Source organism: Nonomuraea salmonea (genome assembly GCF_042428605.1).
GTDB lineage: Bacteria > Actinomycetota > Actinomycetes > Streptosporangiales > Streptosporangiaceae > Nonomuraea > Nonomuraea salmonea.
The window spans coordinates 313972-340073 of sequence record NZ_JBHMCF010000011.1; the positions used below are offsets into that span (position 1 = coordinate 313972).

The window sequence follows — 26102 nt, forward strand, 5'->3', positions numbered from 1 at the left end:
TTCAACAATCTGAGCGCCCTCCGTCAAGGTTCTGTAGAACGTCGCGCCGGTCGAGCGCCTGTACCCACTTCACCGCGACCGCCGCCACCTGGATCAACTCGCCGCGCAGCCGCTGCGGGTCGTGCTCGGCGAACGCCTCCATCACCTCCTCGGCCAGGATGTGCCGCCACGTCAGCGCGCCTTCTCGCGCCGCCGCGTCGGTCTCCTCGCGCGCCTCGTCGGCCGCCGCGACCGCGTCATGGCCGCCGGTGCCGTCGGGCAGCACCTGCATCCCGAACCGTTCGTCCTGCGCGGCCCGCTCGTCCCGCACCTGCGCGAGCACCCGCGCCAGCGAACCCGGCACCCCCGCGTCCCCGTCCTGCCGTCCCATGCGTCTCAGTCTGGCGCAGGTTCATAGGGAGGCGGGTCGTGTGTGGGGCGCGGTTCATGGGTGGGGTGGGCGGAAGCCGGGCGTGTGGGGTGGCAGGGCGGTCAGGGCGTGGTCGCGGAAGGCGCGGGCGGCCGGGGTGAGGCGGTCGCCGGCCCGCCAGCTCATGCCGATCGTCCTGAACAGCGCGGGCGACAGCGTGATCTCGGTGACGCCGCCCGCGGGCGGCTGCTCGGAGCGGGGCAGCACGGCGACGCCGAGCCCGGCCGCGACGAGCCCGCGTACGGTCTCCGACTCCTGCCCCTCGAAGGCGATCCGCGGCTCGAACCCGGCCGCCGCGCACAGGTCGTCGGTGATCTGGCGCAGCCCGTAGCCGGGTTCGAGCGTCACCAGCTCCTCCCCCGCCAGCTCGGCGGCCCGCACCCGCCTGCGCGCGGCCAGGCGGTGCGCGGGCGGCACCGACAGCACCAGCTCCTGGTCGGCGATGGGACGGGTGACGAGGTCGGGGTCGTCCAGCGGCATGGGCGCGACGAACACCAGGTCGATCTCGCCGTCGCGGAGCGCCCGCAGCATGTCCTGGCGGGAGCCCTGCGCCAGGCTGAAGCGCACGCCGGGGTTGCGCTCGCGGAAGGCGCCGATGAGCGAGGGCACGAGGGTGCGGCCGAGCAGGTGCAGGAAGCCGAGCACGATGCGGCCGGTGCCGGGGTCGATCTCCTCGCGCACCTCGCGGGCGGCGGCGGTCACGGCGGTCAGCGCGCGGCTGGAGGCGGCGGCCAGGGTGCGGCCCGCGCGGGTGAGGCGGATGCCGCGGCCCGCCGGGAGCACGAGCGGGGCTCCGACCAGGTCGGCGAGCGCGGCCAGGCGGCGGCTGGCGGTGGGCTGCGGGATGCCGAGGAGCTCGGCGGCCCTGGTCACGTGGCCGGTCTCGCCGACGGCGGCGAGCAGCGCGAGCGTCGGGGCGAGGCGGGCGGCCAGCCGGTCATCCGATTCATGCGTCACGGTATGAATTATCGCCTATATTCGTATTAGACGTATCTATCGAGGTTGCCTAGCGTGCAGAGCGTGGCGGTCCTTGAAGCTTCCCCCTCCGTGAACACCCGTCGGGTCAGTACGGCCGTCGCCGCGGCCGGCCTGTCCTCCTTCGCCCTGCTCTACTCGCCGCAGCCGGTGCTGCCGCAGCTCGCGGCGGCGTACAGGCTGGATCCCGGCAGCGCGTCGCTGGCGATCGGAGTGGCCACCGGGTCGCTCGCGGTCGCGGTGCTGCCGCTGGCCTGGCTGGCGGGGAAGGTCGGGCGGCGCCGGGTGATCCTGTGGTCGGTGCTGGTGTCCGCGCTGCTCGGCCTGCTGCTGCCGCTGGCGCCGTCGTTCCCCGTGCTGCTGGTGCTGCGGGCGGCTCAGGGGGCGGCGATCGCCGGGTTCGCCGGGGTCGCGGCGGCGTACCTGGCCGACCAGCTCGGCGCGGGACGGCTCGCCGGGGCCGTGGGGGCGATGATCGCGGGCAACTCGGTGGGCGGCATGCTGGGCCGGCTCGGCGCCGGGTTCGCGGCCGGGCCGCTGGGCTGGCAGGGGTCCCAGTTCGCCGTCGCGGCCGTGGCGCTGGTGTGCGCGCTCTTCGCCGCCGCCACCCTGCCCACCACCCTGCCCACCACCCTGCCCACCACCCTGCCCACCACCCTGCCCACCACCCTGCCCACCACCCTGCCCACCACCCTGCCCACCACCCTGCCCACCACCCTGCCCGCCGCCGCCCGTCCCGCCCCCGCCGCCGCTCCTCCCGGGCGGGTGCCGGGGCGTACGTGGGTGGTGCTGGGGGTGCCGGTGGCGGTGGGCGCGCTGGGGATGGGGGCGTTCGTGGCCGTCTACAACGCGGCGGGCTTCCGGCTCTCCGCCCCGCCGCTGTCGCTCAGCCCGGCCGCCGCGTCGCTGGTGTTCCTGTCGTACGCGATGGGCACGATGTCCTCGGCCGCCGCGGGCCGGCTGGCGTCCCGGCTGGGCCGCACACCCGCGCTGGTGACGGCGCTGGCCGTGACGGTCGCGGGATCAGCGCTGACCGCCCACTCGTCCCTGGTCGTGATCGCCCTCGGCTTCGCCGTCCTGACCGGCGGTTTCTTCGCCGCCCACGCCATCGCGAACACCTGGGTCACCGCCGAGGCGCCCCCGCACGCCCGCGGGCGCGCCGCCGGCGTCTACACGCTCTGCTACTACCTGGGCAGCGGCGCGGGCGGCACGACGGGCGCCGTCGTGTACGGCCACGCGGGCTGGCCCTGGCTGATCGCCCTGACGTCGGCCTGGCTCCTCCTGGCCGCGTCGGCCGTCCTCGCCACGCGTCGCCTCCGCCGCCCGGCCGCCGCGTGACGCAGGGCGGCGGTCCCCGGCGGTCGCGGCACGGGTCTCACCTCGCGAGTGAGCGGGCGAGGGCGTCGCCGAGCCAGGTGAGGGTGGTGCCGATCGGGGCGCGCTCGCCGGTGACCTCGCCGACCAGGCGCCAGTAGCGGCGTACGCGGGGGTCGTGGTCGCCGGCCACGATGCCGAGAAGCTCGCGGCGAAAGCCCGGGGTGTCGGAGCGGCGCCGCACCGCGGCGTGGGCGGCCACGAAGCGGTCCAGCTCAGGGCCGGGAGCGGGGGGCTCGCCGGCGGCCACGAGCGGCTCGGCCAGCGCGACGGCCGCCCCGACGCCCTGCATCAGCTCGTTCTCGTCGGTGATGGCGCGGGCGTTCTCCTTCGCCCTGGCGCGCAGGCCGCGGGTCAGTGACCGGTCACCGGTCACGGCGACCAGCTCGGCGTACGCGACGACCTGCGGCGGCGTTGGATCGGGCGGCGGCGGAGGCGCGGCCATGGACAGGAACGAGCCGAACAGCTCGTCGGAGACGGGCAGCACCATCTGCAGCCGCCAGAACGCGACCAGCCGCTCGCGGGCGGCCCGCGCGTCCTCGACGGCGGCGAGCAGCGCGAGCCGCCCGGCCCGATCGGCGGCCCCCGCCTCCTCGACCGCCCGCAGCCGGGCCCGCCGCCAGGCCAGCTCGTGAAGCTGGACGTCGAGCGCGGCACGTTCCGCCGCCACCGCCCGCGCCACGGAGGTCTCGCCTTCGAGCACCGAGGCGATCGCGTTCAGCCCGAGCCCCAGCCCGCGCAGCCGCCTGACCAGGACCAGCCGCTCGACGGCCGCCCGGTCGAACCTGCGGTGGCCGCCCGTGCTGCGCACCGACGCCAGGACGCCCTCGTCGCAGTAGAAGCGGATGGTCCGCACGGGCACGCCGGTGAGCCTGGCCAGGTCGCCGATGCCGAGCGTCTCGTCCCACAAAGGCACTTGAACCTCCACCTGACTGGAGTTCTTACGCTACCCGCGCCATCGACGGACGACCTCGAGGAGTGAGTGATGACGACACTGGACCAGGACCGGCTGGCGGAGGGGCTGCGGGAGCAGGGCGCGGCGTTCGGCCTGGCCGTCGCGGGCGGCGACCCGGAGGCGAAGGTGCCGACCTGCCCGGAGTGGCGGCTGCGCGTCCTGACCGGGCACGCCGGCCAGGCCACCCGGTGGGCGGCGGGGCTGGTCCGCGCGGCGGGCACGCCGCTGCCCGTGCCCGACCCGCTCGACGCCCTGCCGGGCGCCCCGGACGCCTGGGCGTCCTGGCTGCGTGACGGCGCCGAGGACCTGATCACCGCCGTACGGACGGCGGCCCCCAGCGCCTCCGTCTGGTCCTTCAACGGGCCGGTGCCGCCGGTGTTCTGGCTGCGCCGGATGCTGTGCGACACCGCCGTCCACCACTATGACGCGGCGGCCACCACCGGCGCGCCCTACACGATCGCCGACGACCTCGCGGCCGACGTGATCACTGAGGCGATGGAGCTCATCACCGCACCGGCGTCACAGGCGTTCAAGCCCGAGCTGACCGCGCTGCGCGGCCGAGGAGAGCGGCTGGCCGTGCGCCCCGACGGCATGACCGGCTGGCTGATCACCAGGACGCCGGACGGGCCGCGGTGGGAGCGCTCCGACGCGGACGCCGACATGGTGCTGTCGGGCCCGGTGGCCGAGTGCATGCTGGTGCTGGCCAGGCGCGTGCCGCCCGCCCGGGTGCACGGCGACCGGGCGCTGCTGCGGCACTGGCTGGATCACACCGTGTTCTGAGTGCGGTCAGAGCTCGACATGGGTGTCGGGGTCGCCGCCGATGCGGCCGCCCGGTAGCGCGTCGAGCCTGGCCATCTCGTCAGGGGTCAGGCTGAAGTCGAACACCTCGAAGTTCTGCCGCATGCGGTCGGTGTCGGCCGACTTGGGGATGGGCACGGCGCCGAGCTGGAGGTGCCAGCGCAGCACCACCTGGGCGGGCGTACGGCCGTGCGCGGTGGCCAGCTCGGTGACCACGGGGTCGTCGAGCAGCTTCTGGCCGAGGCCGAGCGGGCTCCACGACTCGGTGATGACGCCGTGGTCGGCGTGCCAGGCCCGCAGCCCGGTCTGGGCGAAGCCGGGGTGCAGCTCGATCTGGTTGAGCACCGGCCAGACGCCGGTCTCGCCGGCGATCCGCTCGATCTGCGGAGGCGTGAAGTTGGACACGCCGATCGAGCGGGCCAGGCCCTCCTCGCGCAGGCGGACGAAGGCGCGCCAGGTGTCGGTGTACAGGTCGCGGCCGGGCAGCGGCCAGTGGATCAGGTAGAGGTCGACGTAGTCGAGGCCGAGCCGGCCCAGGCTGGCCTCGCAGCCGCGCAGCGCGGCGTCGTAGCCGTGGTCGGCGCCGCGCAGCTTGGTGGTGACGAACACGTCCTCGCGGGGCACGGCCGCCTCGTTCACGGCGGCGCCGACGCCGCGCTCGTTGCCGTAGGCGGCGGCGGTGTCGACCAGCCGGTAGCCCAGCGAGAGCGCGTGCGTCACGGCCTGGCGGGCCTCCTCGTCGTCCATGGGCCAGGTGCCGAGGCCGAGTCGTGGCATGGGACGTCCGTCAGCGAGCATGACAGTCATGGCGATCACCCTTCCCCAGGGGCGGGCCGGTCAATCAGCCCTCCAGATAGCGCAGGATCGCCAGCACGCGGCGGCTGTAGCCCGGGTCGCGCGGCAGGTCGAGCTTGTCGGTGATGGCGTTGACGTGCTTCTCCACCGTGCTGAGCGAGACGTGCAGGCGTTCGGCGACGGCGGCGTTGACGAAGCCCTGGGCGAGCAGCTTCAGCACCTCGGTCTCGCGCGGGCTGAGCGTGCTCAGCGGGTCGGTGCGGGTGGCGCGGGCCATCAGGCGGCGCACCACCTCGGGGTCGAGCACGGTGCCGCCGGCGCGGACGCGTTCGAGCGAGCCGAGGAACTCGGCCACCTCCGACACCCGGTCCTTCAGCAGGTAGCCGAGCCCTTCCGTGGCGCCGGCCAGGAGGCGGGCGGCGTAGTGCTGCTCGACGTACTGCGACAGGACGAGCACGCCGACGTCCGGAAGGCGTTCGCGGATCTCCAGGGCGGCGCGCAGGCCGTCGTCCTTGTGCCCCGGCGGCATGCGGACGTCGATGACCGCCACGTCGGGCCGGTGGCGCTCGACCGCGTCGAGCAGCGCGGGCGCGTCTCCGACGGCGGCCACCACCTCGTGGCCCGCGTCGGCGAGCAGCCGGGTCAGGCCCTCGCGCAGCAGCACGGAGTCGTCGGCGAGGATCAGCCGCACGGCGGCGCCTTGGGCAGGGTGGCGGTGACGCGGGTGGGGCCGCCGGGCGGGCTGTCGACGGTGAACGTGCCGTCGAGGGCCAGGACCCGCCGGGCCAGCCCGGACAGCCCGCCGCCCGAGGGGTCGGCGCCGCCCCTGCCATCGTCGGAGATCGCCACGCTCACCGCCTGCTCGTCCTCGTCCAGGACCACCAGGATGTCACGGGCGGCGGCGTGCTTGACCGCGTTGGTGATCGCCTCGCGGGCCACGAAGTACAGGGCGGTCTCGATGCGGGTGGCGGGGCGGCCGGACAGCCCGTAGTGGACGGTGACCGGCACGCCGGCCCGCTCGGCGGCGCCTTCGAGCGCGGCGCACAGGCCCAGCTCGTCCAGCGCGGTCGGGTAGACGCGCCAGGCGACGCTGCGCAGCTCGTCGAGGAGGCGGCGCGACTCGGCGTAGGCCTGTTCGACCAGCTCGGCCGTGCGCTCGTGGTCGGGGGTGTGCCGGGCGCGGCCGAGCAGCATGGCGAGGGAGACGCCGCGCTGCTGGACGCCGTCGTGCAGGTCGCGCTCGATCCTGCGGCGCTCGTCGTCCACCGCCTCGACGATGCCGGAGCGGGTGGCGGTCAGCTCGGCGATGCGGGCCCGCATCCGCTCCTGGGCGCTCGGGCCCAGGAAGTACGTGGCCAGCCGCCGTTCGAGCGCGGCCACGCCCAGGATCAGCAGGGCGGACACCGCCAGCAGCACCACCCCGCTGCTCACGCCGAGCATCCCGCTGTCGGTGACCAGGCGGACGCCGGGCAGCTCTAGCGGCACCGGGTCGGACTCGCCCGTGATCAGCGCCCAGGTGCCGCCGCCCAGCAGCAGGCCGGTCAGGAACAGCGCGGACGCGGTGGCGTACCCGCCGACCAGGCCGAGGACGGCACGGGCGGTCAGGAACGCGGCTCCGCCCGCGCGCGGCGGCGCGGTCTCGTGCCCGAGCCACCGGGACAGGCGGCCGCGTTCGACCGCGACCAGCCGCGCCACCCCGCGCGCCGCGGCGGGCCGCAGCGCGGGCACGAGCCGGGCCGGGACGGCGAGCGCGAGGACGGCCAGCTCGGCCACCCCGAGCGGGACCCCCATGAGGACCCCGGCGAACGCCCGTACGATCCGGCTGCCTGACACGGCCGTGAAGTCTATGCCGCCGCCCGTGGAATCGGTCATGCGTCGCGGTGGCGCACGACGGCCCAGCCGGTCGCGAGGGCCGCCGCCGTCCAGGCCAGCAGCCAGGCCAGGCCCTCCCCCGCCGAGTACGGGATCGGGGCGCCGGTCAGGTTGTCGGTGCTGTCCATGAACGCCAGCCCGGCGAACATCGGCATCCGCAGCGAGACGTCCACCGCGACCTGGCTCCCGGTCATGATGAGCAGCAGCGGCAGGCCCATGAGCAGCATGAACACCGTGGAGAGCGTGCCCACGGCGCTGCGCATCGCGACGCCGGCGCCGACCGTCAGCACGCCGATGAGCGCGTAGTAGCCGCCCGTGGCCAGCAGGTCCCAGGCGACCTCGCCAGGCGGCAGCACGACGAGCCCGCCGAACACGTCGATCGACAGCAGGGCGTACACGGCTGCCGTGGCGACCGCCCCCGTCAGCACGCCCGCGAGGACCATCACCGGCGCCACCACCAGCGCCTTGGCGGCCAGCACCATGCCGCGCACGGGCGTGGCCTGGAGGGTGACGCGGATGCCGCCGGAGGCGTACTCGGAGGTGACGGTCAGCATGGCCAGGGCGACCAGCGCGAACTGGGCGAACGACGTGGCCGCGACCACGGCCTCGCTGGCCGTGATGCGCGTGTCCACGCCCGCACGAACGGCCTCGGTCGCGTACGCGGCGCCCAGCGTCGCGGCGGCGAGCACGGTCAGCGCGAACGCGCAGGCCAAGCACCACCACGTGCTCCTGACCGACCACACCCTCACCCACTCGGCCGCGACGCTCTGCCACAGGGCGCGGGGCAGGGCCCGAGGTGACCGGCTCTTCAGCGCGGTCCGGGCGGCGGGGGTCATGCGGCGGCTCCGTATTCGACGCTGCCGGAGGTGAGCTCCTGGTAGACCTGCTCCAGGGACGCCTGTCTGGTGCGGAGTTCGTGCAGCCGGGCGCCCGCCTCGTACGCCAGGTCGCCGACCTGTTCGATGGTGGCGCCGGCGACCTCCAGCTCGTTCTCGGCGAGCCGCTTCACGGTGAGGCCGGCGGCGCGGAGGCGGTCGGCGAGGTCGGCGGCGTGCGGGGTGCGGACGACCACGGCGGTCATGGAGCTGCTCGCGATGACGTCGGCGAGCGGGGCGTCCACGAGCAGCCGGCCCTTGCCGATCACCACGAGGTGGTCGGCGGTGAGCTGCATCTCGCTCATCAGGTGGCTGGAGACGAACACCGTGCGTCCCTCGGCGGCCAGGGAGCGCATGAGGCCGCGTACCCAGCGCACGCCGTCGGGGTCGAGGCCGTTCACCGGCTCGTCGAACATCAGCACCTCCGGGTCCCCGAGCAGCGCGGCGGCGATGCCGAGGCGCTGGCTCATGCCGAGCGACAGCGCGCCGGCGCGCCTGCGGGCGGCGTCGGTCATGCCGACGGCCTCCAGCACCTCGCCCACCCGCCGCACGGGGATGCCGTTGCTGCGGGCCAGCGCCGTCAGGTGGGCGTGCCCGCTGCGGCCCGGGTGCACGGCCCGCGCGTCGAGCAGCGCGCCGACCGTGCGCAGGGGGTTCTCGATGCGGTGGTACGGCACGCCGCCGACGAGCGCGGTGCCCGCGGTGGGCCGGTCGAGGCCCAGCACCAGGCGCATGGTGGTGGACTTGCCCGCCCCGTTCGGCCCGAGGAACCCGGTCACCTTCCCCGGCCGCAACTCCAGCGTCAGATCGTCCACGGCGAGCCGATCGCCGTAGCGCTTGGTCAAACCCTTGAGACTGATCACAACCCGCCACGCTAGGAGCGCGGCACCCCGCCGGCCATGGGGGCGCCCCGCCGACTTCGATAGCGGAAAACCGTAACGGCGGTCAGGTGGAGCGGACGGTGTCCATCCAGTCGGGGGCCTGGCTGAGGAGGGTTTCCAGTTCTTCCAGTAGCGCCTCGCCCACGACGCCGCCCGCCCTGGAGATCTCCTCGGCGCGGCGGCACAGCTCGGCCTCTCTGGTGGCGCCGACCGTGGCGCAGGCGCCCTTCAGGCGGTGGGCGAGGGAGGCCGCCTGGGGGCGATCGCCGTCGCGGACGGCCTGGCGGAGCTCCTCGAACGTGCGGGACGCGGTCGCCAGGTACGCCCGCGCCACGTCGGCGAGCGCCTCGGCGGACAGCCCGGCCAGCTCGGGAGGCAGCCCGGCGGAGGCGGCCCACTCGGGGATCCTGGCCAGCACGCGCGCCCAGTCCACCGGCTTGGCGAGGTGGTCGTCCATGCCGGCCTCCAGGCAGCGGATGCGGTCGTCCGGCATGGCGGCGGCGGTCATGGCGATGATCGGGGTGTGGACCTCCTCGCGGCTCCTGATCTCCTCGGTGGCGGCGAGCCCGTCGAGCACGGGCAGCTGGCAGTCCATGAAGACCAGGTCGTAGCCGCCGGCGAGGACGGCGCGCACGGCCTGCTCGCCGTCGTCCACCGTCTCGACCGCGTGCCCGGCCTGGCTGAGGACGAGCATCGCCACCTGCCGGCTGACCTCGTCGTCCTCGGCCACCAGGATCCGCGCGCCCCCGGTGGGCCCACCGGCTGCGACGGCGGGAGCGCCACCGGGGCTCTCGACGGCGTCGAGCGCGTTCCCGAGCGCGTTCTCCACGGCGGCGAGCAGGCGGCGGCGGCTGAGCGGGCGGGTGATCGACTGGACGGCGCGTTCCCCGGCCGGGGCGGGCCAGGCGACGCCGGAGCGGCCTGGCGTGACGACCACGATGACGCTGGTGGCCTGGAGCAGCGGATCGACGAGGATGGCGTGGGCGAGCGAGCGCGGCGTGCCGGGATCGGCGGGGTCGGCGTAGTCCTGCCCCACGCTCAGGTCGAGGGCGACGACGGCCAGCTCGTACGGCTCCCCGCCCCGCGCCGCGGCCCGCAGCAACCCGAGGGCGGATTCGACGTCCCTGGTCTCCTCCACGTCGGCTCCCGCCTGGGCGAGGAAGCGCGCGGCCAGCGCGCGGTCCTCGGGCCGCTGGTCGGCGATGAGCGCGCGCAGCCCTTCGAGCGCCGCGGCGCCGGGCTCCGACCAGTCGAGGACGTCGACCGGCAGGGTGGCCCAGAACCGGCTGCCGACGCCCTCCACGCTGTCCAGCCCGATGCTGCCGCCCATCAGCTCGACGAGCTGCCTGCTGATGGCCAGGCCGAGCCCGCTGCCGCCGGTCCTGCGCGTGATCGGGGTGTCCACCTGGCGGAAGACGCCGAACACCTTCTCGCGGTCCTGCGGCCCGACGCCGATGCCGGTGTCTGCCACGGCGAACCTGAGCACCACCCGGTCCTGGCCGGGCTCGCCCTCGGAGATCGTGACGTGCAGGTCCACGCCGCCCTGGACGGTGAACTTGAGCGCGTTGCCGACGAGGTTGGTGAGCACCTGGCGCAGCCTGGCGGGGTCGCCGCACACCTGCCTGGGCACGTTCTCGTCGATCCTGAGCGTGAGCCAGAGCCCCTGCTCGTAGGCGTGCGGCGCGAACGGCGCGACGACCTCGTCGCACAGGCGCGGCAGGTCGAACGGCGCGGCCTCGACCTGGAGGTGGCCTGCCTCGATCCTGGACAGGTCGAGGAAGTCGTCGAGCAGGCGCAGCACGTTCTGGGCGGCCTCCTGGGCGGTGGTGGCGTAGTAGCGCTGCTCGTCGTCCAGGCGGGTGTTCATGAGCAGGGAGTTCATGCCGAGCACGCCGTTGATGGGGGTGCGGATCTCGTGGCTGATCTTGGCGACGAACTCGGACTTGGCGCTGGAGGCGCTGAGCGCCTCGTCGCGGGCGCCGGCCAGCTCGGCGGCGTACCTGGCGAGGGTGGCCTGGGCGCGGCGGCGGCCCCTGGTGCTGTGGATCTGCAGGCCGAGCCCGATGAGGATGAGCAGGGCGAGCAGGGCGGCGACGGTGAGCACGTTCGTGCGCAGCCGCTCGGCGGAGGCCAGCGCCTCGGCGGCGACCACCTCGGCGGTGACGGTCCAGCCGATGCCGGGGATGGGCTCGGACGCCGACAGCACGACGCCGTCGATGCCGCGGTACTCGCCGCTCCACGCCTGCCCGTTGAGCGCGTCGTCCACGCGGGGGTCCTCGCGCAGGGAGGTCAGGGCGTTCAGCTTCTTGCTGGGGTCGTCGGCGACGAGCACGCCGGCCTTGTCGGTGATGAGCAGCCGGATGTCCTGGGCGTCGGCGGCCTTCTCGGCGAACTGCTGGATGGCGTCGAGGCTGTAGACGACGGCGAGCACGCCGACCATGCCCGTCCCGTCGGCCGAGGGGATGGGCGCGGCCACGGCGACCGCTCTGGACACGTCGCGCATGGTCGGCGTGTACGCCTGCGAGACGTAGGCGACGCGCTGGTCACGTACGGCGCGGTACCAGTCGGTGCTGGTGATGTCCTGGGGCAGCACGACGGGCGGTTCGACGCCGAGCATCTTGCCCTCGGGCGAGATCATGACCAGGCCGCTGACGCCGTCGCGCATGCCCTGCAGCTCGGTGAGCCAGCCGCCGAGGGTGCCGGGAGCGGTCTTCTTGACGGCCTCGCGGACCTGGGGCCGCTGGGCGAAGGCGGTGACGAGCTGCTTGAGCGAGTCCATCTGCTGCTCGACCACGACCCGGCTGACCGAGGCGGTGGTCTTGACGCGGTCGCTGACCTCGCCTCTGACGGCCTGCTCCGACAGGGAGATGCTGGAGGAGGTGAGCAGCGCCAGGGGCAGCAGACCGAGCAGCGTCCACAAGGCGGTCACCGCGAGCAGCCATCGCACGGGCGTCCGTCCCTCCCCCCACTCTTTGGGGTACAGACTAGGAGGGTTACGGCGTTCGCGCCGGTTCCAGCTGAGCAGAACGAGCAAAAGTCGATCTTTTCTGATAAAACCCGCCTAAGCTGCAGTGATCGACCAGAGTGACGAGGAGCGTGGCGATGCCTGAGCTCAGGGACATCACCGTTCTCATCGTGGACGACGATCCCGTCGTCACCGCCGCGCTGCACGCCCAGGTGAACAGGGTGCTCGGGTTCAGAGTCGTGGGCATCGCCCACACCGGCCACGCCGCCCTGGCCGCCGCCGCCCGCTTCGCGCCGCGGCTCGTCCTGCTCGATCTGCACCTTCCGGATATGCCCGGCTTAGAGGTGGCGCATCGCCTGCGCCGGCCCGAGCAGCCGCCCGCCGACGTCATCGTCGTCTCGGGCCGCAAGGAGTCGGCCACCGTACGCGCGGCGATCCAGCGCGGCGCCCTCTACTACCTGGTCAAGCCCACCAGGGCGGGCACCCTGGAGCAGACCCTGCTGCGGTACGCCGCCACCGTCGAGCAGCTGGAGTCGGGCGGCCGGTTCGCCGAGCAGCAGGAGATCGACCGCATCTTCCGCTCGATGCACCTCGACCCGGCCTCCCGCCCGAAGAGCATCTCGGCGGCGACCGAGCAGGCGGTGCTGGACGCGCTGTCGGAGGTCGAGGAGGACGCCTCCGCGCACGAGCTGGCCGGCATGATCGGGGTCAGCAGGGCCACCGCCCGCCGCTACCTGGAACACCTGGCCGACCGCGGGCTGGTCGAAGGCCGGCCGCGCTACGGCCCGACGGGACGCCCGCAGCACCGGTACCGCGTCCGATGAGGGGACTGCGCGCCTTGGTCGCGGCGATGCTCATCTGCCTGGCGACGGCGGGCTGCGGCGAGCCGGACCCGTTCCCCGACGACTCGACGATGGCGCGCATCAGGGAGCGCGGCGTGCTCACCGTGGGCACCAAGTTCGACCAGCCGATGTTCGGCTACAAGGACCCGGTCAGCGGGCGCATCACCGGGTTCGACGCGGAGATCGCCCGGCTCATCGCCAAGGACCTGACGGGCAGCGAGCGCAACATCCGGTTCGTGGAGACCGTCTCGCGCGAGCGGGAGAACTTCATCACCCAGGGCCTGGTGGACCTGGTGGTGGCGACGTACTCGATCACGCCGGCGCGGGCGAGGCTGGTGTCGTTCACCGACCCGTACTACTACGCCGGGCAGGACCTGCTGGTCAGGGCCGGCGACATGACGATCAACCAGGTCTCCGACCTGAAGGGCAAGACCGTCTGCACGGCCAAGGGCTCGACGTCGGTCGAGCGGCTGCGCTCCACCGTGCCCGAGGCGGACCTGGAGATCGTGGACGCGTACAGCATCTGCGTGCCCGCGCTGGTGTCGGGGCGGGTGGACGCGATCAGCACCGACGACACCATCCTGCTCGGGCTGCTGGCCCAGCATCCCGACACGCTGCGGATGCTCGGCAAGCCGTTCGGGCGCGAGCCGTACGGGATCGGCATCCGCAAGCAGGACGCGGCCTTCCGCGACTACCTGAACGGGCTGATCGCGCGCTGGCTGCGCGACGGGCAGTGGGACCGCGCCTTCATGGCCACGATCGGGGTCACCGGCACGACCTCGGCGTCGTCCCGACCGGCGAACCGCTGAACTAAACGATCATAAGCCGCTTCGCGGCACGTCCCGCTCCTTACGGTTACGCCAACGCTGACCGAGACAAGGAGCGTGACGCATGAGCCACGCGGACCTGATCGTGTTGGACCGGGTCAACAAACGCTTCGGCGACCACCACGTGCTCAGGGACGTCGACCTGACCGTCAAGCAGGGCGAGGTCGTGGTGGTCATCGGCCCGTCAGGGGCGGGCAAGTCGACCCTGTGCCGGGCGATCAACCGGCTGGAGACCATCGACTCCGGCACGATCACGCTCGACGGCACCCCGCTGCCCGCCGAGGGCAAGGCGCTGGCCAGGCTGCGGGCCGAGGTCGGCATGGTGTTCCAGTCGTTCAACCTCTTCGCGCACAAGACCGTCCTGGACAACGTCGTCCTCGGGCAGGTGCACGTGCTGAAGCGGCCGAAGGCGGAAGCCGTGCGCAAGGCCCGCGAGCTGCTCGACCGGGTCGGCATCGGCTCCCAGGCGGACAAGTACCCGGCGCAGCTGTCCGGCGGGCAGCAGCAGCGGGTCGCGATCGCCCGGGCGCTGGCCATGGACCCGAAGGCGATCCTGTTCGACGAGCCCACCTCGGCGCTCGACCCGGAGATGGTCAACGAGGTGCTGGAGGTCATGACGGCGCTGGCCCGCGAGGGCATGACCATGGTCGTCGTCACCCACGAGATGGGCTTCGCCCGCCGCGCCGCCGACCGGGTCGTGTTCATGGCGGACGGCCAGATCGTCGAGCAGGACTCCCCCACCGCCTTCTTCGGCGCGCCCAGCAGCGACCGCGCCCAGTCCTTCCTCGCCAAGATCCTCACCCACTAAGGAGTCGTCATGTTCGGCAGATCCCTTCTCACGGTGTTCGTCCCGGTGGTCGCCGTCGTCGCCGCCGCCTCCGGGTGCGGTGGCGGCTCCGAGACCTACGCCTCGATCGTGGACAAGGCCAAGAACGACAAGAAGCTGGTCATCGGCGTGAAGGCGGACCAGCCCGGGCTCGGGCTGCGCACCCCCGACGGCGCCTTCACCGGCTTCGACATCGAGGTCGCCAAGTACGTCGCCAGGCAGCTCGGCGTCGAGGAGAAGGACATCACGTTCAAGGAGACCGTCTCGGCCAACCGGGAGGCCTTCCTGGAGCAGGGCCAGGTCGACATGGTCGTGGCCACGTACTCGATCACCGACGCCCGCAAGCAGAAGGTCTCCTTCGCCGGGCCGTACTTCGTGGCCGGGCAGGACCTGCTGGTCAGGTCCGACGAGGGCGCGCTGACCGGGCCTGAGACGCTCAACGGCAAGAAGCTCTGCTCGGTCGCCGGCTCGACCCCGGCGCAGAAGGTCAAGGAGGAGTACGCCAAGGAGGTGCAGCTGCAGGAGGAGCGCACGTACTCGGCGTGCGTGGACCGCGTGCTCGGCGGCCAGCTCGACGCGATCACCACCGACAACGTCATCCTGGCCGGCTACGCCGCGCAGCACACCGGCAAGCTCAAGGTCGTCGGCAAGACGTTCAGCACCGAGAAGTACGGGATCGGCCTGAAGAAGGACGACACGGCGGGCCGCAAGGCGGTCAACGACGCGCTGGAGAAGATGTTCTCCGACGGCAGCTGGACCCAGGCGCTGCAGGCAAGCGTGGGCGCCTCCGGGTTCGCCGTGCCGCAGGCCCCGCAGCTCGAGCGGTACTGAGGCCCGATGGACGCGTTGCTGACCGAGGGCGGCACGATCGTCGCCGCCTTCTGGATGACGGTGCGGCTGACGGCGGTCAGCGCGCTCGGCTCGCTGGTGCTGGGCACGCTGCTGGCCGCCATGCGGGTGGCGCCGCTCGGCTCGCTGCGCGCCGCCGCCACCGCGTACGTGACCGTGGCCCGCAACACCCCGCTCACCCTCGTGCTGCTCTTCACCGGCCTCGGGGTGGGCGCGAACCTGGGCCTTGAGCTGTCCGACGACATCGCCACCAACAACTTCTGGCTCGCCGTCATCGGGCTGACCGCCTACACCTCGGCGTTCGTCTGCGAGGCGCTGCGCGCGGGGCTCAACACGGTGCCGGTCGGCCAGGCGGAGGCGGCCCGCTCGCTGGGGCTCGGCTTCGTCAGGACGCTGGCGCTGATCACGCTGCCGCAGGCGTTCCGCGCGGTGGTGGCGCCGCTCGGCAGCATCCTCATCGCGCTCACCAAGAACACCACGATCGCGCTGGTGGTGGGCGTCGCCGAGGCGTCGGTGCGGATGCGCGAGCTGATCGAGACGTACGGGGACCAGGTGATCGAAATCTTCCTCGGCTTCGCGGCCGGGTTCGTGCTGCTCTGCCTGCCGATGGGGTTGTTGTTCGGCTGGTTGTCGCGGCGGCTGGCGGTGGCCCGATGAGCGCGTACACCACGCTCTACGAGACTCCAGGCCCGCGCGGCGTGCGGCGCAACCGGGTGCTGACCGGCGTCGTCGCGCTGGCGCTGCTCGCCGTGGCGGCCTTCGTGTACGTCCGGTTCGACGCCAAGGACCAGTGGGCCGCCGAGAAGTGGACGCCGCTGCTGCGCGCCGACGTGTGGGCCACGTTCATCCTGCCGGGGCTGGCCGGCACGCTGTCGGCGGCGGTCGTCGGCGTGGTGCTGGCCGGGCTGTTCGGGCTGGTCTTCGCCACCGCGCGGCTGTCGGAGCACACGTGGGTGCGGGTGCCGGCGGCGGTGGTGGTGGAGTTCTTCAGGTCCGTGCCGCTGCTGCTGATGATCTTCTTCGCGTTCTTCGGCTCGTACGTGCTCATCGGCGTGAACATCTCGGCCTTCGCCGCCGTCGTGTTCGGCCTCACCCTCTACAACGGCTCGGTGATCGCCGAGATCGTCCGCGCCGGGGTGCTGAGCCTGCCCAGGGGGCAGCGGGAGGCGGCGTACGCGGTGGGCATGCGCAAGGGGCAGGTGATGCGGCTCGTGCTGCTGCCCCAGGCGCTGAAGGCCATGATGCCCGCGCTGGTCAGCCAGTTCGTGGTGCTGCTGAAGGACTCGGCGCTGGGATTGATCGTCGGTTACGACGAGCTGGTGGACCGGGGCCTGAACGGCATCGCGGCGAACTTCTCCAACGTGATCCCGGCGGCCATCCTCATCGCGGCCATCTTCATCGTCATCAACATGGCGCTGGACCGGCTGGCGCAGCGGCTCGGCGCGCGCGCCAGGACCGCCTGACCGGGGGCCACGGGGGCGATGCCCGCGGGGGAAGGTCGATGGGGATGGCATGAAATGTGTAGAAAGATGCCATGCCTATTCCCCCCGGCCCGTTCACCGGCCGCACCCTCGCCCGGCTCGCCCAGGACCTGCGCGAGCGCCGTACCACCTCGACCGACCTCACCGAGCAGGCGCTCGGCGCCGCCGCCGCGCTCGATCCCGGGCTGAACGCGTTCGTCACCGTGGACGGGACAGGCGCCCTGGAGGCGGCCAAGGCGGCGGACGCCGAGCTGGCGGCGGGGCTCGACCGGGGGCCGCTGCACGGCGTACCGGTGGGGGTCAAGGACCTCATCGAGGTGGCCGGGCTGCCCGCGACCATGGGCTCGCGGCACTTCGCCGGGTACGTCCCCTCCCGGGACGCCGCCTGCGTGGCGCGGCTGCGGGAGGCCGGGGCGGTGATCGTGGGCAAGACCACCACCCACGAGTTCGCGTACGGGCCGACCGGCGACCGCTCCGCCAACGGGGCCTCGCGCAACCCGCACGACCCCTCGCGCATGTCGGGCGGCTCCAGCGGCGGCAGCGGCGCCGCCGTCGGCGCGGGCGTCGTGCCCTTGGCCCTGGGCACCGACACGGGCGGGTCCGTCCGCATCCCGGCCGCTCTGTGCGGGGTCGCCGGGTTCAAGCCCGCGTACGACGCCATCCCGGCGGACGGGGTCTTCCCGCTGTCACGCTCGCTCGACCACGTGGGCGTGCTGGCCGGCGACCCGGAGAGCTGCCTGATCGCCTACCGCGCCCTGACCGGCGCCGGCGCGCCCGCCCCGGTGGAGGCGGCCCGGGTGGCGTGGCTGGACGCGAGCGACCTGTTCGAGGGCGATCCCGAGGTGGTGGCGGCGGTCCGCGCGGCGGCGGGTGAGCTGCCTGAGGTGCGGCTTCCTGACGGGTTCGCCGAGGAGGTGCTGCGGACGTACCGGGCGATCCAGTCGTGCGAGGCGGTCGCCGTACACGCGGACCGCATGGAGACGGCGCCCGAGCTGTTCGGCGAGGAGGTGCTGGAACGGCTGCGCGGCGCCGCGCAGGTGCCAGGATGGAGCTACGTGCGGGCCCTGGAGTCCAGGGAGCGGCTGGCGGCGGTCGCGGACGGGCTGTTCGCGCGGCACGACGTGCTCGCGCTGCCCACGGCGGCGGTCACCGCCCCGCTCATCGACGAGCGCGAGGTGACGCCGGCGGGGCGGCCCGTGCCCGTCGGGGTCGCGCTGCTCTCCCTGACCTGCCCGTGGAACGTGCTGGGCCTGCCCGCCCTGACCGTCCCGGCCGGCACGGTCGCCGGCCTCCCGGTCGGCCTCCAGCTCCTCTGCCGCCCCGGCGACGAGCCCCTGCTCTTCGCGACGGCGAGCCGCCTGCCGGCCTGACGGCGAGGGGGTCAGCGGTGGGCGGTGCCGGAGTCGATGGCCTGGACGATGCCGGTGTCGAGGCCGGTGTCGTAGCCGGTGCGGAACGCCGTCCCGTACGCCTGGTCGCCGATCGCCGCGCGGGCCTGCCGCTCGCAGCGCGTACGGGCCTCCACCCACTCGTGGATGCCGATCTGGGCCCGCCCGATGGTGTCCCACACCTGCTGGGCGAGACCCAGCAGGCGAGCGGCCGGCTCACCCTGCCCTGATGCGGCCGCGGCGCAGGCCAGCACGTCGAGCGCGAGCGCGATGCCGATGCTGTCGTGCAGCCGGTGCTTCAGCTCCAGGGACGCGCGGGCGTACCGCTGGGCCGGCTCGTAGCGGCCGAGGGCCAGCTCGGCCTGGGCGCGGAAGAGGTCGGCGTAGGCGCGCATCCAGCGTTCGCCGTGCTCGTCGCACTCGGCGCACAGCTCCTCAAGCGCCCTGATCGCGTCCTCGATGCGGCCCTGCGCGGTGTGCACGTGGCACTGCCCGAGCCTGGCCAGCATCGTCGGCAGGTCCAGCCCCTGCTCCGGCCGATGCACCGCCACCAGGCTGTCGGCCAGCGCCAGGGCGAGCGGGAGGTCGCCCCTGATGGTGGCCGCGGCCATCACCATGGCCTGCGCGGCGAGCGCGGCCGGGGCGTCGCCGAGCTCCTCGGCGACGCCGGCGCACTCGGTGGCCCACGCCATGCCGGCGTCGGCGTCGCCCTGCACGATGAGGGTCAGGGCGCACACCCACAGGGCGCGGCTGCGTACGGCGCTCGCCTCGGTGTCGAGCTCCAGCGCGCGCTCCAGGTAGTGCTGGCCCTCGCGCAGGAAACCGCACGGGTACCAGAAGAACCACAGGGCGGCGGCCAGCTCCAGCGCGCCGTGGTCGCCGGGGGCGGACAGGCTGAAGTCGAGGGCGATGCGCAGGTTCTCGTGCTCGGCGGTGGTGCGGTCGTTCCAGGAGACCTGGTCGGGGCCGAACCAGGCGGCGTCGCCCTGGCGGGCCATCGCCAGGTAGTGGTCGCGGTGGCGGCGGCGCAGCTCGTCCTGCTCGCCGAGGGCGCGCAGCCAGCCGGCGCCGTACTCGCGGATCGTGTCCAGCATCCGGTAGCGCTCGCCGCCGCCCGTGGGGGCCCAGATGAGGATCGACTTGTCCACCAGGCCCGCGAGCAGGCCGGGGATCGCGTCGGCGGGCAGCAGCCGGTCCGCGCACACCTCGATCACGGCCCGGTCGTCGAAGCTGCCCGCGAACACCGAGGCCCGCGCCCACAGCAGCCGCTCCCCCGGATCGCACAGCTGGTGGCTCCACCCGATCGCGGTGCGCAGCGCCCGGTGCCAGGGCGGGTCGGCTCCCCGCAGATCGTCGTCGGCGTCGCCCAGCAGCGCGAAGCGGTCGTCGAGCCGCTCGCACAGCTCGGCGACGCCCAGCTTGGGCAGCCGGGCCGCGGCCAGCTCGATCGCCAGGGGCAGGCCCTCCAGGTGGCGGCAGATGCGTACGAGCTGGTGGCGGTTGCCGTCCGTCACCTCGAAGCCGGGCACGACGGCGGCGGCCCGCTCGGCGAGCAGCTTCACCGCCTCCTGCGGGCCCTCGCCGCGCGCGTCGGGCACGGGCAGCGGCTCGATGATGAGCGCCTGCTCGTCGGGGACGTCCAGCGGGCGGCGGCTGGTGGCGAGGATCGTCAGCCGGGGCGCGGCGACCAGCAGCGCGCGTGCGGTCCGCGCGCAGTCGTCGATGAGGTGCTCGCAGGTGTCGAGGACCAGGAGCAGGTGGCGGTCGGCGAGATACTCGCCGAGCACCTCCATCATCGGCCGCGTCGTCCGGTCCGCGAGGGGCAGCGCCTCGGCGATCGTGTACGGCAGCAGCGCGCCCTGGTCGAGCGCCGACAGCGGGATGTACCAGGCGCCGTCCGCGTACGCCGGCCGCATGCGGGCGGCGGCCCTGAGCGCCAGCCTGGTCTTGCCGACGCCCGCGGCGCCGGTCAGCGTCACCATGCGGAACTCACGGCACAGCCGGCGGATCCTGGCCAGCTCGCCACGCCGGCCCACCAGGCTGGTCATCTCCGGCGGCAGATTGCCGGCCGGCCGCCCACCCATCTTCATCAGCCTCACCCGTCCGGCTCGCTCCGCCGCATTCGGTGACAGCAGCTTGCCGGACCCGCCGTGCATCCGCCACGAAAAGTAAGAAAGTGACTACCCACCAGCTCCACCGCCCCCACCCCGCAAACCCCGCTCAACCAAGGACAAGAACCCCAACCCTCCCCCTTGGGACAACTCGGACAGCCCCCCACCGGACGACCGCGCACCCCGGCTCCCCCTCACAAGCGGGGCCGGTTGGGAGTGAGTTTCGGTCAGGAGATGTGTCGGCAGGAGCTATACACGCAACCAAGCGCTTGCTACGCTCCGCCCATGGTGTCCACGATCGTCTGGGGTACCGGCAACATCGGGCGCGCCGCCATTCGCGCCGTCGCCGCTCATCCCGCGCTCACGCTGGCCGCCGTCCTCGTTCACGATCCGGGCAAGGCCGGGCTGGACGCGGGCGAGCTGGCCGGGCTCGGCCGCCGCCTCGGCGTCGCGGCCACCACCGACGTCGACGCGGTGCTCGGCGCGGCCCCCCGGGCCGTCGTGTACGCCGCCTCCGGCGACCTGCGCCCGAATGAGGCCCTGGAGGACGTGGTCAAGGCGGTCAGGGCGGGCGCCGTGGTCGTGACCCCGTCCCTGTACGCCCTCTACGACCACCGCAACGCCCCTCCCGAGGTCCGCGAGCCGCTGCTGAAGGCGGTGGCCGAGGGCGGCGGGTCGCTGTTCGCCTCGGGCGTGGACCCCGGCTGGGCCAACGACGTGCTGCCGCTGCTGGTCAGCGGCCTGGCCGCGACCGTGGACTCCGTACGCTGCCAGGAGATCTTCGACTACTCCACCTACGACCAGCCGGACTCGGTCCGCTACCTGGTCGGCATGGGCCAGCCGATGGACTACGAGCCCCCGATGCTGGCGCGGGACGTCCCATCGATGGTGTGGGGCGGCCAGATCAGGCTGATGGCCCGCGCGCTGGGCGCCGAGCTCGACGAGATCCGTGAGCACGTCGAACGCCGCCCGCTCGGCGAGACGATCACGACGGCCACGATGGGCACGTTCGAGAAGGGCACGCAGGGCGCGGCCAGGTTCGAGGTGCGGGGCGTGATCGGCGGCGCGCCCCGCATCGTGATCGAGCACGTCACCCGCATCCACCCGGCCTGCGCCCCCGACTGGCCGGTCCCGCCGGGCGGCGTGGGCGCGCACCGCGTGATCGTCGAGGGCCGCCCGCGCATCGAGGTCACCCTGGAGGCCACCGACGAGGACGGCAACCAGTCGGCGGGCGGCAACGCGACAGCCGTGGGCCGCCTGGTGGGCGCCGTCGACTGGCTCGTGGCCGCCGCCCCCGGCCTGTACGACGCGCTCGACGTCCCGCTACGCCCGATCCCCGGCAAGCTCGGAGGTACGCGATGAGGATCGACATCCCGGAGGGCAAGGACGCCATCGAGTACGTCTGGGGCGAGATGATCCCCGGCATCGGCCCCGCCGCCGCCCGCTTCTCGCTGGCCGTCTACGCCCACACGACGCTCGGCCTGCGCGAGTTCGAGGCGGCCAGGCTGCGGGTCGCCCAGATCAACGGCTGCGCGTTCTGCCTGGACTGGCGGACCGAGCGGGACGGCGAGAAGGTCGAGGACGGCTTCGCCGACGCGGTGACGAACTGGCGCACCACCACGGCCTTCGACGAGCGCACCCGCCTGGCCGCCGAGTACGCGGAGCGCTACACCCTCGACCCCCACGGCCTGGACGAGGAGTTCTGGGCCAGGATGACGGCGAGCTACGGCCAGGCGGAGATCGTCGAGCTGAGCATGTGCCTCGGCTCCTGGCTGGCGTTCGGCCGGCTCAACCACGTTCTGGGCCTGGACACCGTCTGCCGGCTGCCCGGCGGCGCGTCGCCCGCCCACCGGCCGGAAGCGAGGCAGGCACCATGAGCATCACCCGTCGCGGCTTCATCGCCGGCACCGGCTCCTTGGTCGGAGCCGCCGCACTCGGCGTCCACGCCTCGCCGGCCCGCGCAATCCCCTCCGGCGCGCGGGTCCAGGTCCTGGTCATCGGCACCGGCTATGGCGGCTCGGTGGCCGCGCTGCGCCTGGCCCAGGCGGGCGTGGACGTCCACCTGGTGGAGATGGGCATGGCCTGGGACACCCCGGGTGCCGACGGCAAGATCTTCTGCAACACGCGGGAGCCGGACTACCGCTCGTACTGGCTGCGTACGCGCACCAAGGCCCCGCTCAACTACTTCCTCGGCTTCCCGCTCGACCGCGGCATCCCGAAGCACACCGGCGTGCTGGACGCCGAGGAGTTCGCCGGCATCACCGTCTACCAGGGCCGCGGCGTCGGCGGCGGCTCGCTGGTGAACGGCGGCATGGCGGTCACCCCCAAGCGCGAGAACTTCGCCTCGGTGCTGCCCACGGTGAACGCCGACGAGATGTACTCGGTCTACTACCCGCGCGCCAACGCCGCGCTCGGCGTGGGCACGATCGACCCGGCCTGGTTCGACACGACGCCCGCCTACCAGTACGGCCGGGTGGGCCGCAAGCACGCCCAGCGCTCCGGCTTCCCGTTCGTGTTCGTGCCGGACGTCTACGACTGGGACTACATGAAGCAGGAGGAGGCGGGCACGGTGCCGAAGTCGGCGCTGGCCGGCGAGATCCTCTACGGCAACAACCACGGCAAGAAGTCGCTGCAGCGCACGTACCTGGCGCGGGCCAAGGCCACGGGACGGGTCACGGTGTCGCCGCTGCACCAGGTCACCTCGGTCTCCCCCGCGCCCGGCGGCGGCTACACGGTGCTCATCGACCAGCTCGACACGAGCGGGAACGTGGTGGCGGCCAAGACCGTGACCGCCACCCGGGTGTTCTTCGCGGCCGGCAGCGTCGGCACGAGCAAGCTGCTGGTCAGGCTGAAGGCGACCGGCGCGCTGCCGGCTCTGAACGGCGAGGTCGGCAAGGGCTGGGGCGACAACGGCAACGTGATGTGCGGCCGGGCCAACCACTTGTGGGACCCGACCGGCAGCCTGCAGTCGGCGATCCCGTGCTGCGGCATCGACAACTGGTCGGCCGGGGGCGCGTTCGCCGAGGTCGCGCCGCTGCCGACGGGCATCGAGACGTGGGCCTCCTTCTACCTGTCGATCACGAACAACCCGCACCGGGCGCAGTTCACCTGGAACGCGGCGGCCGGGAAGGTCGAGCTGAGCTGGCAGGCCGCCTGGAAGCAGCCGTCCATCGACATGGCGAAGACGATCTTCGACAAGATCAACGCCAAGGAGGGCACGATCTACCGGACGGACCTGTTCGGCGTCTACAAGATCTGGGGCGACCACCTCACGTACCACCCGCTGGGCGGCGCCGTGCTCGGCCGCGCCACCGACAACTACGGCCGGCTGACCGCCTACCCCGGCCTGTACGTCATCGACGGCGCGCTGATCCCCGGCAACGCGACGGTCAACCCGTTCGTCACGATCACGGCCCTGGCCGAACGCAACATCGAGCACATCATCGCCACCGACCTGTGATCCACCGGCCGGTCAGCCCGGCGTCGGCGAGCAGCCTGCACTCCATCCGTGATACCCCGCCGCAGGTCCGTGCCCGTACGGAGTTCGCTGGTTACAGTGAGGCGGTGAGCCACGATCGGCACGGCCTGGCCATGACGGGCGCCGGCGCGGGGGCGGTACGCCACTACGACCGCGCGATCGACGAGCTGTTGCACTTCAGGGCCGAGGTCGACGCCGAGGCCGGCGCCGCCCTGGCCGAGTCACCCGGGTTCCCGATGGGGAACGTCCTGGTGGCCTACCTCGGGCTGCTGACCACCGAGGTGGAGGACGCGCGGACGGCGCGGGCCAGGTTCGGGGCGTTCCTGCGCCGGACCGAGGGCGCCGACCTGCTGCCCAGGGAGCGCGCGCACGTGGCGGCGGTGCTGGCGCTGCTCGACGGCGACTTCCTGGCCTGCGGCTCGCTGCTCGCCGAGCTGACGGCCGAGCATCCGCGTGACGCGCTGGCCCTCGCGGTCGGCCACCAGATCGACTTCTTCACCGGCGACGCCCGCATGCTGCGCGACCGCGTCGGCGGCGCGCTCAACGCCTGGCCGCAGGACGACCCGCACTTCGGTCACCTGCTCGGCATGTACGCCTTCGGGCTGGAGGAGTGCGGGCACCACGACAGGTCGGAGGAGGCAGGGCTGCGGGCGGTCGAGCTGAACCCGCGCGACGTGTGGGGCATCCACGCGGTGGTGCACACGTACGAGGAGCAGGGCAGGTTCGGCACGGGCCTGCGCTACCTCGACGCGCGGCTGCCCGACTGGTCCAGGGGGACGTTCTTCAACGTGCACACCTGGTGGCACTACTGCCTGTACGCGCTGGAGAGCGGCGACCTGCCGCGCGTGCTGTCGATCTACGACGCGGTGCTCGCCGACGGGCAGTCGTGCCTGGAGCTGCTTGACGCCGCCGCGCTGCTGTGGCGGCTCCACCTGGAGGGCTCCGACCAGCACGAACGCTGGCAGGCGCTGGCCGACCGGTGGCCGGCGCGGGTGGCCGAGCCGTTCTACGCGTTCAACGACATGCACGCGGTGATGTCGTACGTCGGCGCGGGGCGGATCGGCGAGGCGGACAAGCTGGTGGCCGAGCGCGAGGCGTACGTGACCAGGTCCCGGCCGGGGGTCACCAACCACGCCATGACGCTGCGGGTGGGGCTGCCGGTGTGCCGGGCGATCGTGGCGTTCGGGCGCGGTGATCATGACGCGGTCGTGGACCTGCTGTGGCCGATCAGGCACCGGATCGCCGAGTTCGGCGGCAGCCACGCGCAGCGCGACGCCGTGCAGCGCACGCTGCTGGAGTCGGCCCTGCGCGCGGGGCGGCGCGACCTGGCCAGGGTGCTGGTGAGCGAGCGGATCAGCCTGCGGCCGTGCAGCCCGTACAACTGGCTCAAGCAGGCGGCGCTGGCCGACGCGGTCGGCGACGGCGCGGCGGCGGCCGTGGCGCGGGTGCGCGCGGGCGACCTGGCCCGCACCGGCGGGGCCGCCGGAACTGTCGGGCCCGTCGAGTAGGTTGCAAGGCATGGAACGCCAACTCACCCTGATGGTCGTGCACGCCCACCCCGACGACGAGTGTCTCAGCACCGGCGGCATCCTCGCCCGCTACTCGGAAGAGGGCATCCGCACGGTCCTCGTCACCTGCACCAACGGCGAGCAGGGCGACGGCGCGGGCGGCGTCAAGCCGGGCGACCCCGGCCACGACGACGCGGCGGTGGCCGTGCAGCGGCTCGGCGAGCTGCGCGAGTCGGTCGCCCACCTCGGCGTCGAGCACCTTGAGCTGCTGGGTTACCGCGACTCCGGCATGGAGGGGTGGGAGGCCAACGCCCATCCCGAGGCGTTCGCCAACGTGCCGCTGGAGGAGTCCGCCGGGCGGCTGGCCGAGCTGATGGAGCGCTACCGGCCGCAGGTCGTGGTGACCTACGACGAGACGGGCGGCGGTGGCTACGGCCATCCCGACCACGTGCGGGCCCACGACATCACGGTGGCCGCCGTCGAGCGCACCGGCATTCCCGACAAGCTCTACCACACGGCCATCCCCCGGGCGGCGATCAAGCGCATGTTCGAGCTGATGCGCGCCAACGGCGTCGACTTCGGCGACGAGCTGCCGTCCGACGACTTCGGCACCCCCGACGAGAAGGTGACCACCGTCGTCGACGTCACCGCCTACGCCGAGCGCAAGCTGAAGGCGCTGCGGGCGCACGAGAGCCAGGGGGAGAACATCTTCTTCCTGCGCATGCCGGAGGAGGCCCAGCAGCAGGCGTTCTCCCACGAGGCGTTCGAACGCGTCCTGTCCAAGGTCGACGCTCCGGCCCACGAAGACGACCTGTTCGCCGGCCTCCGCCCCTGACGGTTCCTGGCGGGTGGTGAAAGTTTCACCGCTCTTCGGCGGTCGTCGCAGTTCGCCG

24 protein-coding genes are annotated in these 26102 nt (G+C 73.3%); 14 read left to right on the forward strand and 10 right to left on the reverse strand.

Annotated features, from left to right (window positions below):
* Position 1: 1 nt before the first annotated feature.
* Positions 2–370 (reverse strand): hypothetical protein, encoded by a 369-nt coding sequence (locus tag ACFFR3_RS11890; protein ID WP_345402889.1) that lies wholly within the window; start codon positions 368–370, stop codon positions 2–4.
* Between the two features lie 54 nt (positions 371–424).
* Positions 425–1366: a LysR family transcriptional regulator gene (locus tag ACFFR3_RS11895; protein WP_345402885.1), complete on the reverse strand. Its 942-nt coding sequence runs from the start codon at positions 1364–1366 to the stop codon at positions 425–427.
* A gap of 90 nt (positions 1367–1456) precedes the next feature.
* Here ACFFR3_RS11895 and ACFFR3_RS11900 point away from each other — a divergent pair, with 90 nt between their 5' ends.
* Positions 1457–2722, forward strand: coding sequence for an MFS transporter (locus ACFFR3_RS11900; protein WP_379483101.1), 1266 nt, complete (start codon positions 1457–1459; stop codon positions 2720–2722).
* A 37-nt stretch (positions 2723–2759) separates the two neighbouring features.
* On the opposite strand, the gene ACFFR3_RS11905 is transcribed toward ACFFR3_RS11900, so the two are convergent.
* Positions 2760–3674 (reverse strand): MerR family transcriptional regulator, encoded by a 915-nt coding sequence (locus ACFFR3_RS11905; RefSeq protein WP_379483102.1) that lies wholly within the window; start codon positions 3672–3674, stop codon positions 2760–2762.
* A 69-nt stretch (positions 3675–3743) separates the two neighbouring features.
* On the opposite strand from ACFFR3_RS11905, the gene ACFFR3_RS11910 reads away from it, so the two are divergent.
* Entirely contained in the window at positions 3744–4493 is a 750-nt protein-coding gene (locus ACFFR3_RS11910; protein WP_379483103.1) for a maleylpyruvate isomerase family mycothiol-dependent enzyme, read from the forward strand.
* A gap of 6 nt (positions 4494–4499) precedes the next feature.
* Here ACFFR3_RS11910 and ACFFR3_RS11915 read toward each other — a convergent pair whose 3' ends face one another.
* The 6 genes from ACFFR3_RS11915 to ACFFR3_RS11940 all read right to left on the reverse strand — a co-directional run bounded on the left by ACFFR3_RS11915 (position 4500) and on the right by ACFFR3_RS11940 (position 11881).
* On the reverse strand, positions 4500–5288 hold the full coding sequence (locus ACFFR3_RS11915) for an aldo/keto reductase (RefSeq protein ID WP_379483104.1): 789 nt from the start codon (positions 5286–5288) through the stop codon (positions 4500–4502).
* Between the two features lie 64 nt (positions 5289–5352).
* The gene (locus ACFFR3_RS11920; RefSeq protein WP_345402858.1) at positions 5353–5997 is read right to left on the reverse strand and encodes a response regulator; all 645 of its coding nucleotides are present in this window, start codon (positions 5995–5997) and stop codon (positions 5353–5355) included.
* Positions 5988–7139: a sensor histidine kinase gene (locus tag ACFFR3_RS11925; protein ID WP_379483105.1), complete on the reverse strand. Its 1152-nt coding sequence runs from the start codon at positions 7137–7139 to the stop codon at positions 5988–5990. The genes ACFFR3_RS11920 and ACFFR3_RS11925 overlap by 10 nt, the downstream gene beginning before the upstream one ends.
* Before the next feature lie 35 nt (positions 7140–7174).
* Positions 7175–8014: an ABC transporter permease gene (locus tag ACFFR3_RS11930; RefSeq protein ID WP_379483106.1), complete on the reverse strand. Its 840-nt coding sequence runs from the start codon at positions 8012–8014 to the stop codon at positions 7175–7177.
* Positions 8011–8916, reverse strand: a complete 906-nt coding sequence (locus tag ACFFR3_RS11935; RefSeq protein WP_345402846.1) for an ATP-binding cassette domain-containing protein — start codon at positions 8914–8916, stop codon at positions 8011–8013. The genes ACFFR3_RS11930 and ACFFR3_RS11935 overlap by 4 nt, the downstream gene beginning before the upstream one ends.
* A gap of 82 nt (positions 8917–8998) precedes the next feature.
* Entirely contained in the window at positions 8999–11881 is a 2883-nt protein-coding gene (locus ACFFR3_RS11940) for a hybrid sensor histidine kinase/response regulator (protein ID WP_379483107.1), read from the reverse strand.
* Positions 11882–12036: 155 nt separating this feature from the next.
* Between ACFFR3_RS11940 and ACFFR3_RS11945 the strand changes: the two genes are divergently transcribed.
* The 7 genes from ACFFR3_RS11945 (at position 12037) to ACFFR3_RS11975 (ending at position 18094) form a co-directional block, all read left to right on the forward strand.
* Positions 12037–12723 (forward strand): response regulator, encoded by a 687-nt coding sequence (locus ACFFR3_RS11945; RefSeq protein WP_345402842.1) that lies wholly within the window; start codon positions 12037–12039, stop codon positions 12721–12723.
* On the forward strand, positions 12720–13550 hold the full coding sequence (locus ACFFR3_RS11950) for a glutamate ABC transporter substrate-binding protein (RefSeq protein WP_364377037.1): 831 nt from the start codon (positions 12720–12722) through the stop codon (positions 13548–13550). The genes ACFFR3_RS11945 and ACFFR3_RS11950 overlap by 4 nt, the downstream gene beginning before the upstream one ends.
* Positions 13551–13632: 82 nt before the next feature.
* Positions 13633–14376, forward strand: a complete 744-nt coding sequence (locus ACFFR3_RS11955) for an amino acid ABC transporter ATP-binding protein (protein ID WP_345402831.1) — start codon at positions 13633–13635, stop codon at positions 14374–14376.
* Positions 14377–14385: 9 nt separating this feature from the next.
* The gene (locus tag ACFFR3_RS11960) at positions 14386–15225 is read left to right on the forward strand and encodes a glutamate ABC transporter substrate-binding protein (RefSeq protein ID WP_345402827.1); all 840 of its coding nucleotides are present in this window, start codon (positions 14386–14388) and stop codon (positions 15223–15225) included.
* 6 nt (positions 15226–15231) lie between these two features.
* On the forward strand, positions 15232–15900 hold the full coding sequence (locus tag ACFFR3_RS11965; protein ID WP_345402824.1) for an amino acid ABC transporter permease: 669 nt from the start codon (positions 15232–15234) through the stop codon (positions 15898–15900).
* Entirely contained in the window at positions 15897–16706 is an 810-nt protein-coding gene (locus ACFFR3_RS11970) for an amino acid ABC transporter permease (RefSeq protein ID WP_364377034.1), read from the forward strand. Before ACFFR3_RS11965 ends, ACFFR3_RS11970 begins: the two co-directional genes overlap by 4 nt.
* A 71-nt stretch (positions 16707–16777) precedes the next feature.
* Positions 16778–18094, forward strand: coding sequence for an amidase (locus tag ACFFR3_RS11975; RefSeq protein ID WP_379483108.1), 1317 nt, complete (start codon positions 16778–16780; stop codon positions 18092–18094).
* Between the two features lie 11 nt (positions 18095–18105).
* On the opposite strand, the gene ACFFR3_RS11980 is transcribed toward ACFFR3_RS11975, so the two are convergent.
* Positions 18106–20202: an ATP-binding protein gene (locus ACFFR3_RS11980; protein ID WP_379483109.1), complete on the reverse strand. Its 2097-nt coding sequence runs from the start codon at positions 20200–20202 to the stop codon at positions 18106–18108.
* Positions 20203–20508: 306 nt separating this feature from the next.
* Here ACFFR3_RS11980 and ACFFR3_RS11985 point away from each other — a divergent pair, with 306 nt between their 5' ends.
* From ACFFR3_RS11985 to ACFFR3_RS12005, 5 genes are all read left to right on the forward strand, one after another.
* On the forward strand, positions 20509–21585 hold the full coding sequence (locus tag ACFFR3_RS11985) for an NAD(P)H-dependent amine dehydrogenase family protein (RefSeq protein WP_379483110.1): 1077 nt from the start codon (positions 20509–20511) through the stop codon (positions 21583–21585).
* Positions 21582–22100: a carboxymuconolactone decarboxylase family protein gene (locus tag ACFFR3_RS11990; protein ID WP_364377026.1), complete on the forward strand. Its 519-nt coding sequence runs from the start codon at positions 21582–21584 to the stop codon at positions 22098–22100. Before ACFFR3_RS11985 ends, ACFFR3_RS11990 begins: the two co-directional genes overlap by 4 nt.
* Positions 22097–23683: a GMC oxidoreductase gene (locus ACFFR3_RS11995; RefSeq protein ID WP_379483111.1), complete on the forward strand. Its 1587-nt coding sequence runs from the start codon at positions 22097–22099 to the stop codon at positions 23681–23683. Before ACFFR3_RS11990 ends, ACFFR3_RS11995 begins: the two co-directional genes overlap by 4 nt.
* 104 nt (positions 23684–23787) lie before the next feature.
* A complete protein-coding gene (locus tag ACFFR3_RS12000) occupies positions 23788–25209 on the forward strand; it encodes a tetratricopeptide repeat protein (protein WP_379483112.1) in 1422 nt (473 codons plus the stop codon).
* 10 nt (positions 25210–25219) lie between these two features.
* Positions 25220–26044 (forward strand): PIG-L family deacetylase, encoded by an 825-nt coding sequence (locus ACFFR3_RS12005; protein WP_364377020.1) that lies wholly within the window; start codon positions 25220–25222, stop codon positions 26042–26044.
* The last annotated feature ends 58 nt before the right edge of the window (positions 26045–26102 follow it).

Excerpts from the sequence above, each read along its gene's own strand:
- ACFFR3_RS11910 (WP_379483103.1), top strand. The coding sequence starts at position 3,744 with ATGACGACACTGGACCAGGACCGGCTGGCGGAGGGGCTGCGGGAGCAG.
- ACFFR3_RS11985 (WP_379483110.1), top strand. The coding sequence starts at position 20,509 with ATGGTGTCCACGATCGTCTGGGGTACCGGCAACATCGGGCGCGCCGCC.
- ACFFR3_RS11915 (WP_379483104.1), bottom strand. The coding sequence starts at position 5,288 with ATGCCACGACTCGGCCTCGGCACCTGGCCCATGGACGACGAGGAGGCC.
- ACFFR3_RS11890 (WP_345402889.1), bottom strand. The coding sequence starts at position 370 with ATGGGACGGCAGGACGGGGACGCGGGGGTGCCGGGTTCGCTGGCGCGG.
- ACFFR3_RS12005 (WP_364377020.1), top strand. The coding sequence starts at position 25,220 with ATGGAACGCCAACTCACCCTGATGGTCGTGCACGCCCACCCCGACGAC.
- ACFFR3_RS11990 (WP_364377026.1), top strand. The coding sequence starts at position 21,582 with ATGAGGATCGACATCCCGGAGGGCAAGGACGCCATCGAGTACGTCTGG.
- ACFFR3_RS11960 (WP_345402827.1), top strand. The coding sequence starts at position 14,386 with ATGTTCGGCAGATCCCTTCTCACGGTGTTCGTCCCGGTGGTCGCCGTC.
- ACFFR3_RS11950 (WP_364377037.1), top strand. The coding sequence starts at position 12,720 with ATGAGGGGACTGCGCGCCTTGGTCGCGGCGATGCTCATCTGCCTGGCG.
- ACFFR3_RS11945 (WP_345402842.1), top strand. The coding sequence starts at position 12,037 with ATGCCTGAGCTCAGGGACATCACCGTTCTCATCGTGGACGACGATCCC.
- ACFFR3_RS11995 (WP_379483111.1), top strand. The coding sequence starts at position 22,097 with ATGAGCATCACCCGTCGCGGCTTCATCGCCGGCACCGGCTCCTTGGTC.
- ACFFR3_RS11930 (WP_379483106.1), bottom strand. The coding sequence starts at position 8,014 with ATGACCCCCGCCGCCCGGACCGCGCTGAAGAGCCGGTCACCTCGGGCC.
- ACFFR3_RS11955 (WP_345402831.1), top strand. The coding sequence starts at position 13,633 with ATGAGCCACGCGGACCTGATCGTGTTGGACCGGGTCAACAAACGCTTC.
- ACFFR3_RS11975 (WP_379483108.1), top strand. The coding sequence starts at position 16,778 with ATGCCTATTCCCCCCGGCCCGTTCACCGGCCGCACCCTCGCCCGGCTC.
- ACFFR3_RS11970 (WP_364377034.1), top strand. The coding sequence starts at position 15,897 with ATGAGCGCGTACACCACGCTCTACGAGACTCCAGGCCCGCGCGGCGTG.
- ACFFR3_RS11980 (WP_379483109.1), bottom strand. The coding sequence starts at position 20,202 with ATGAAGATGGGTGGGCGGCCGGCCGGCAATCTGCCGCCGGAGATGACC.
- ACFFR3_RS11965 (WP_345402824.1), top strand. The coding sequence starts at position 15,232 with ATGGACGCGTTGCTGACCGAGGGCGGCACGATCGTCGCCGCCTTCTGG.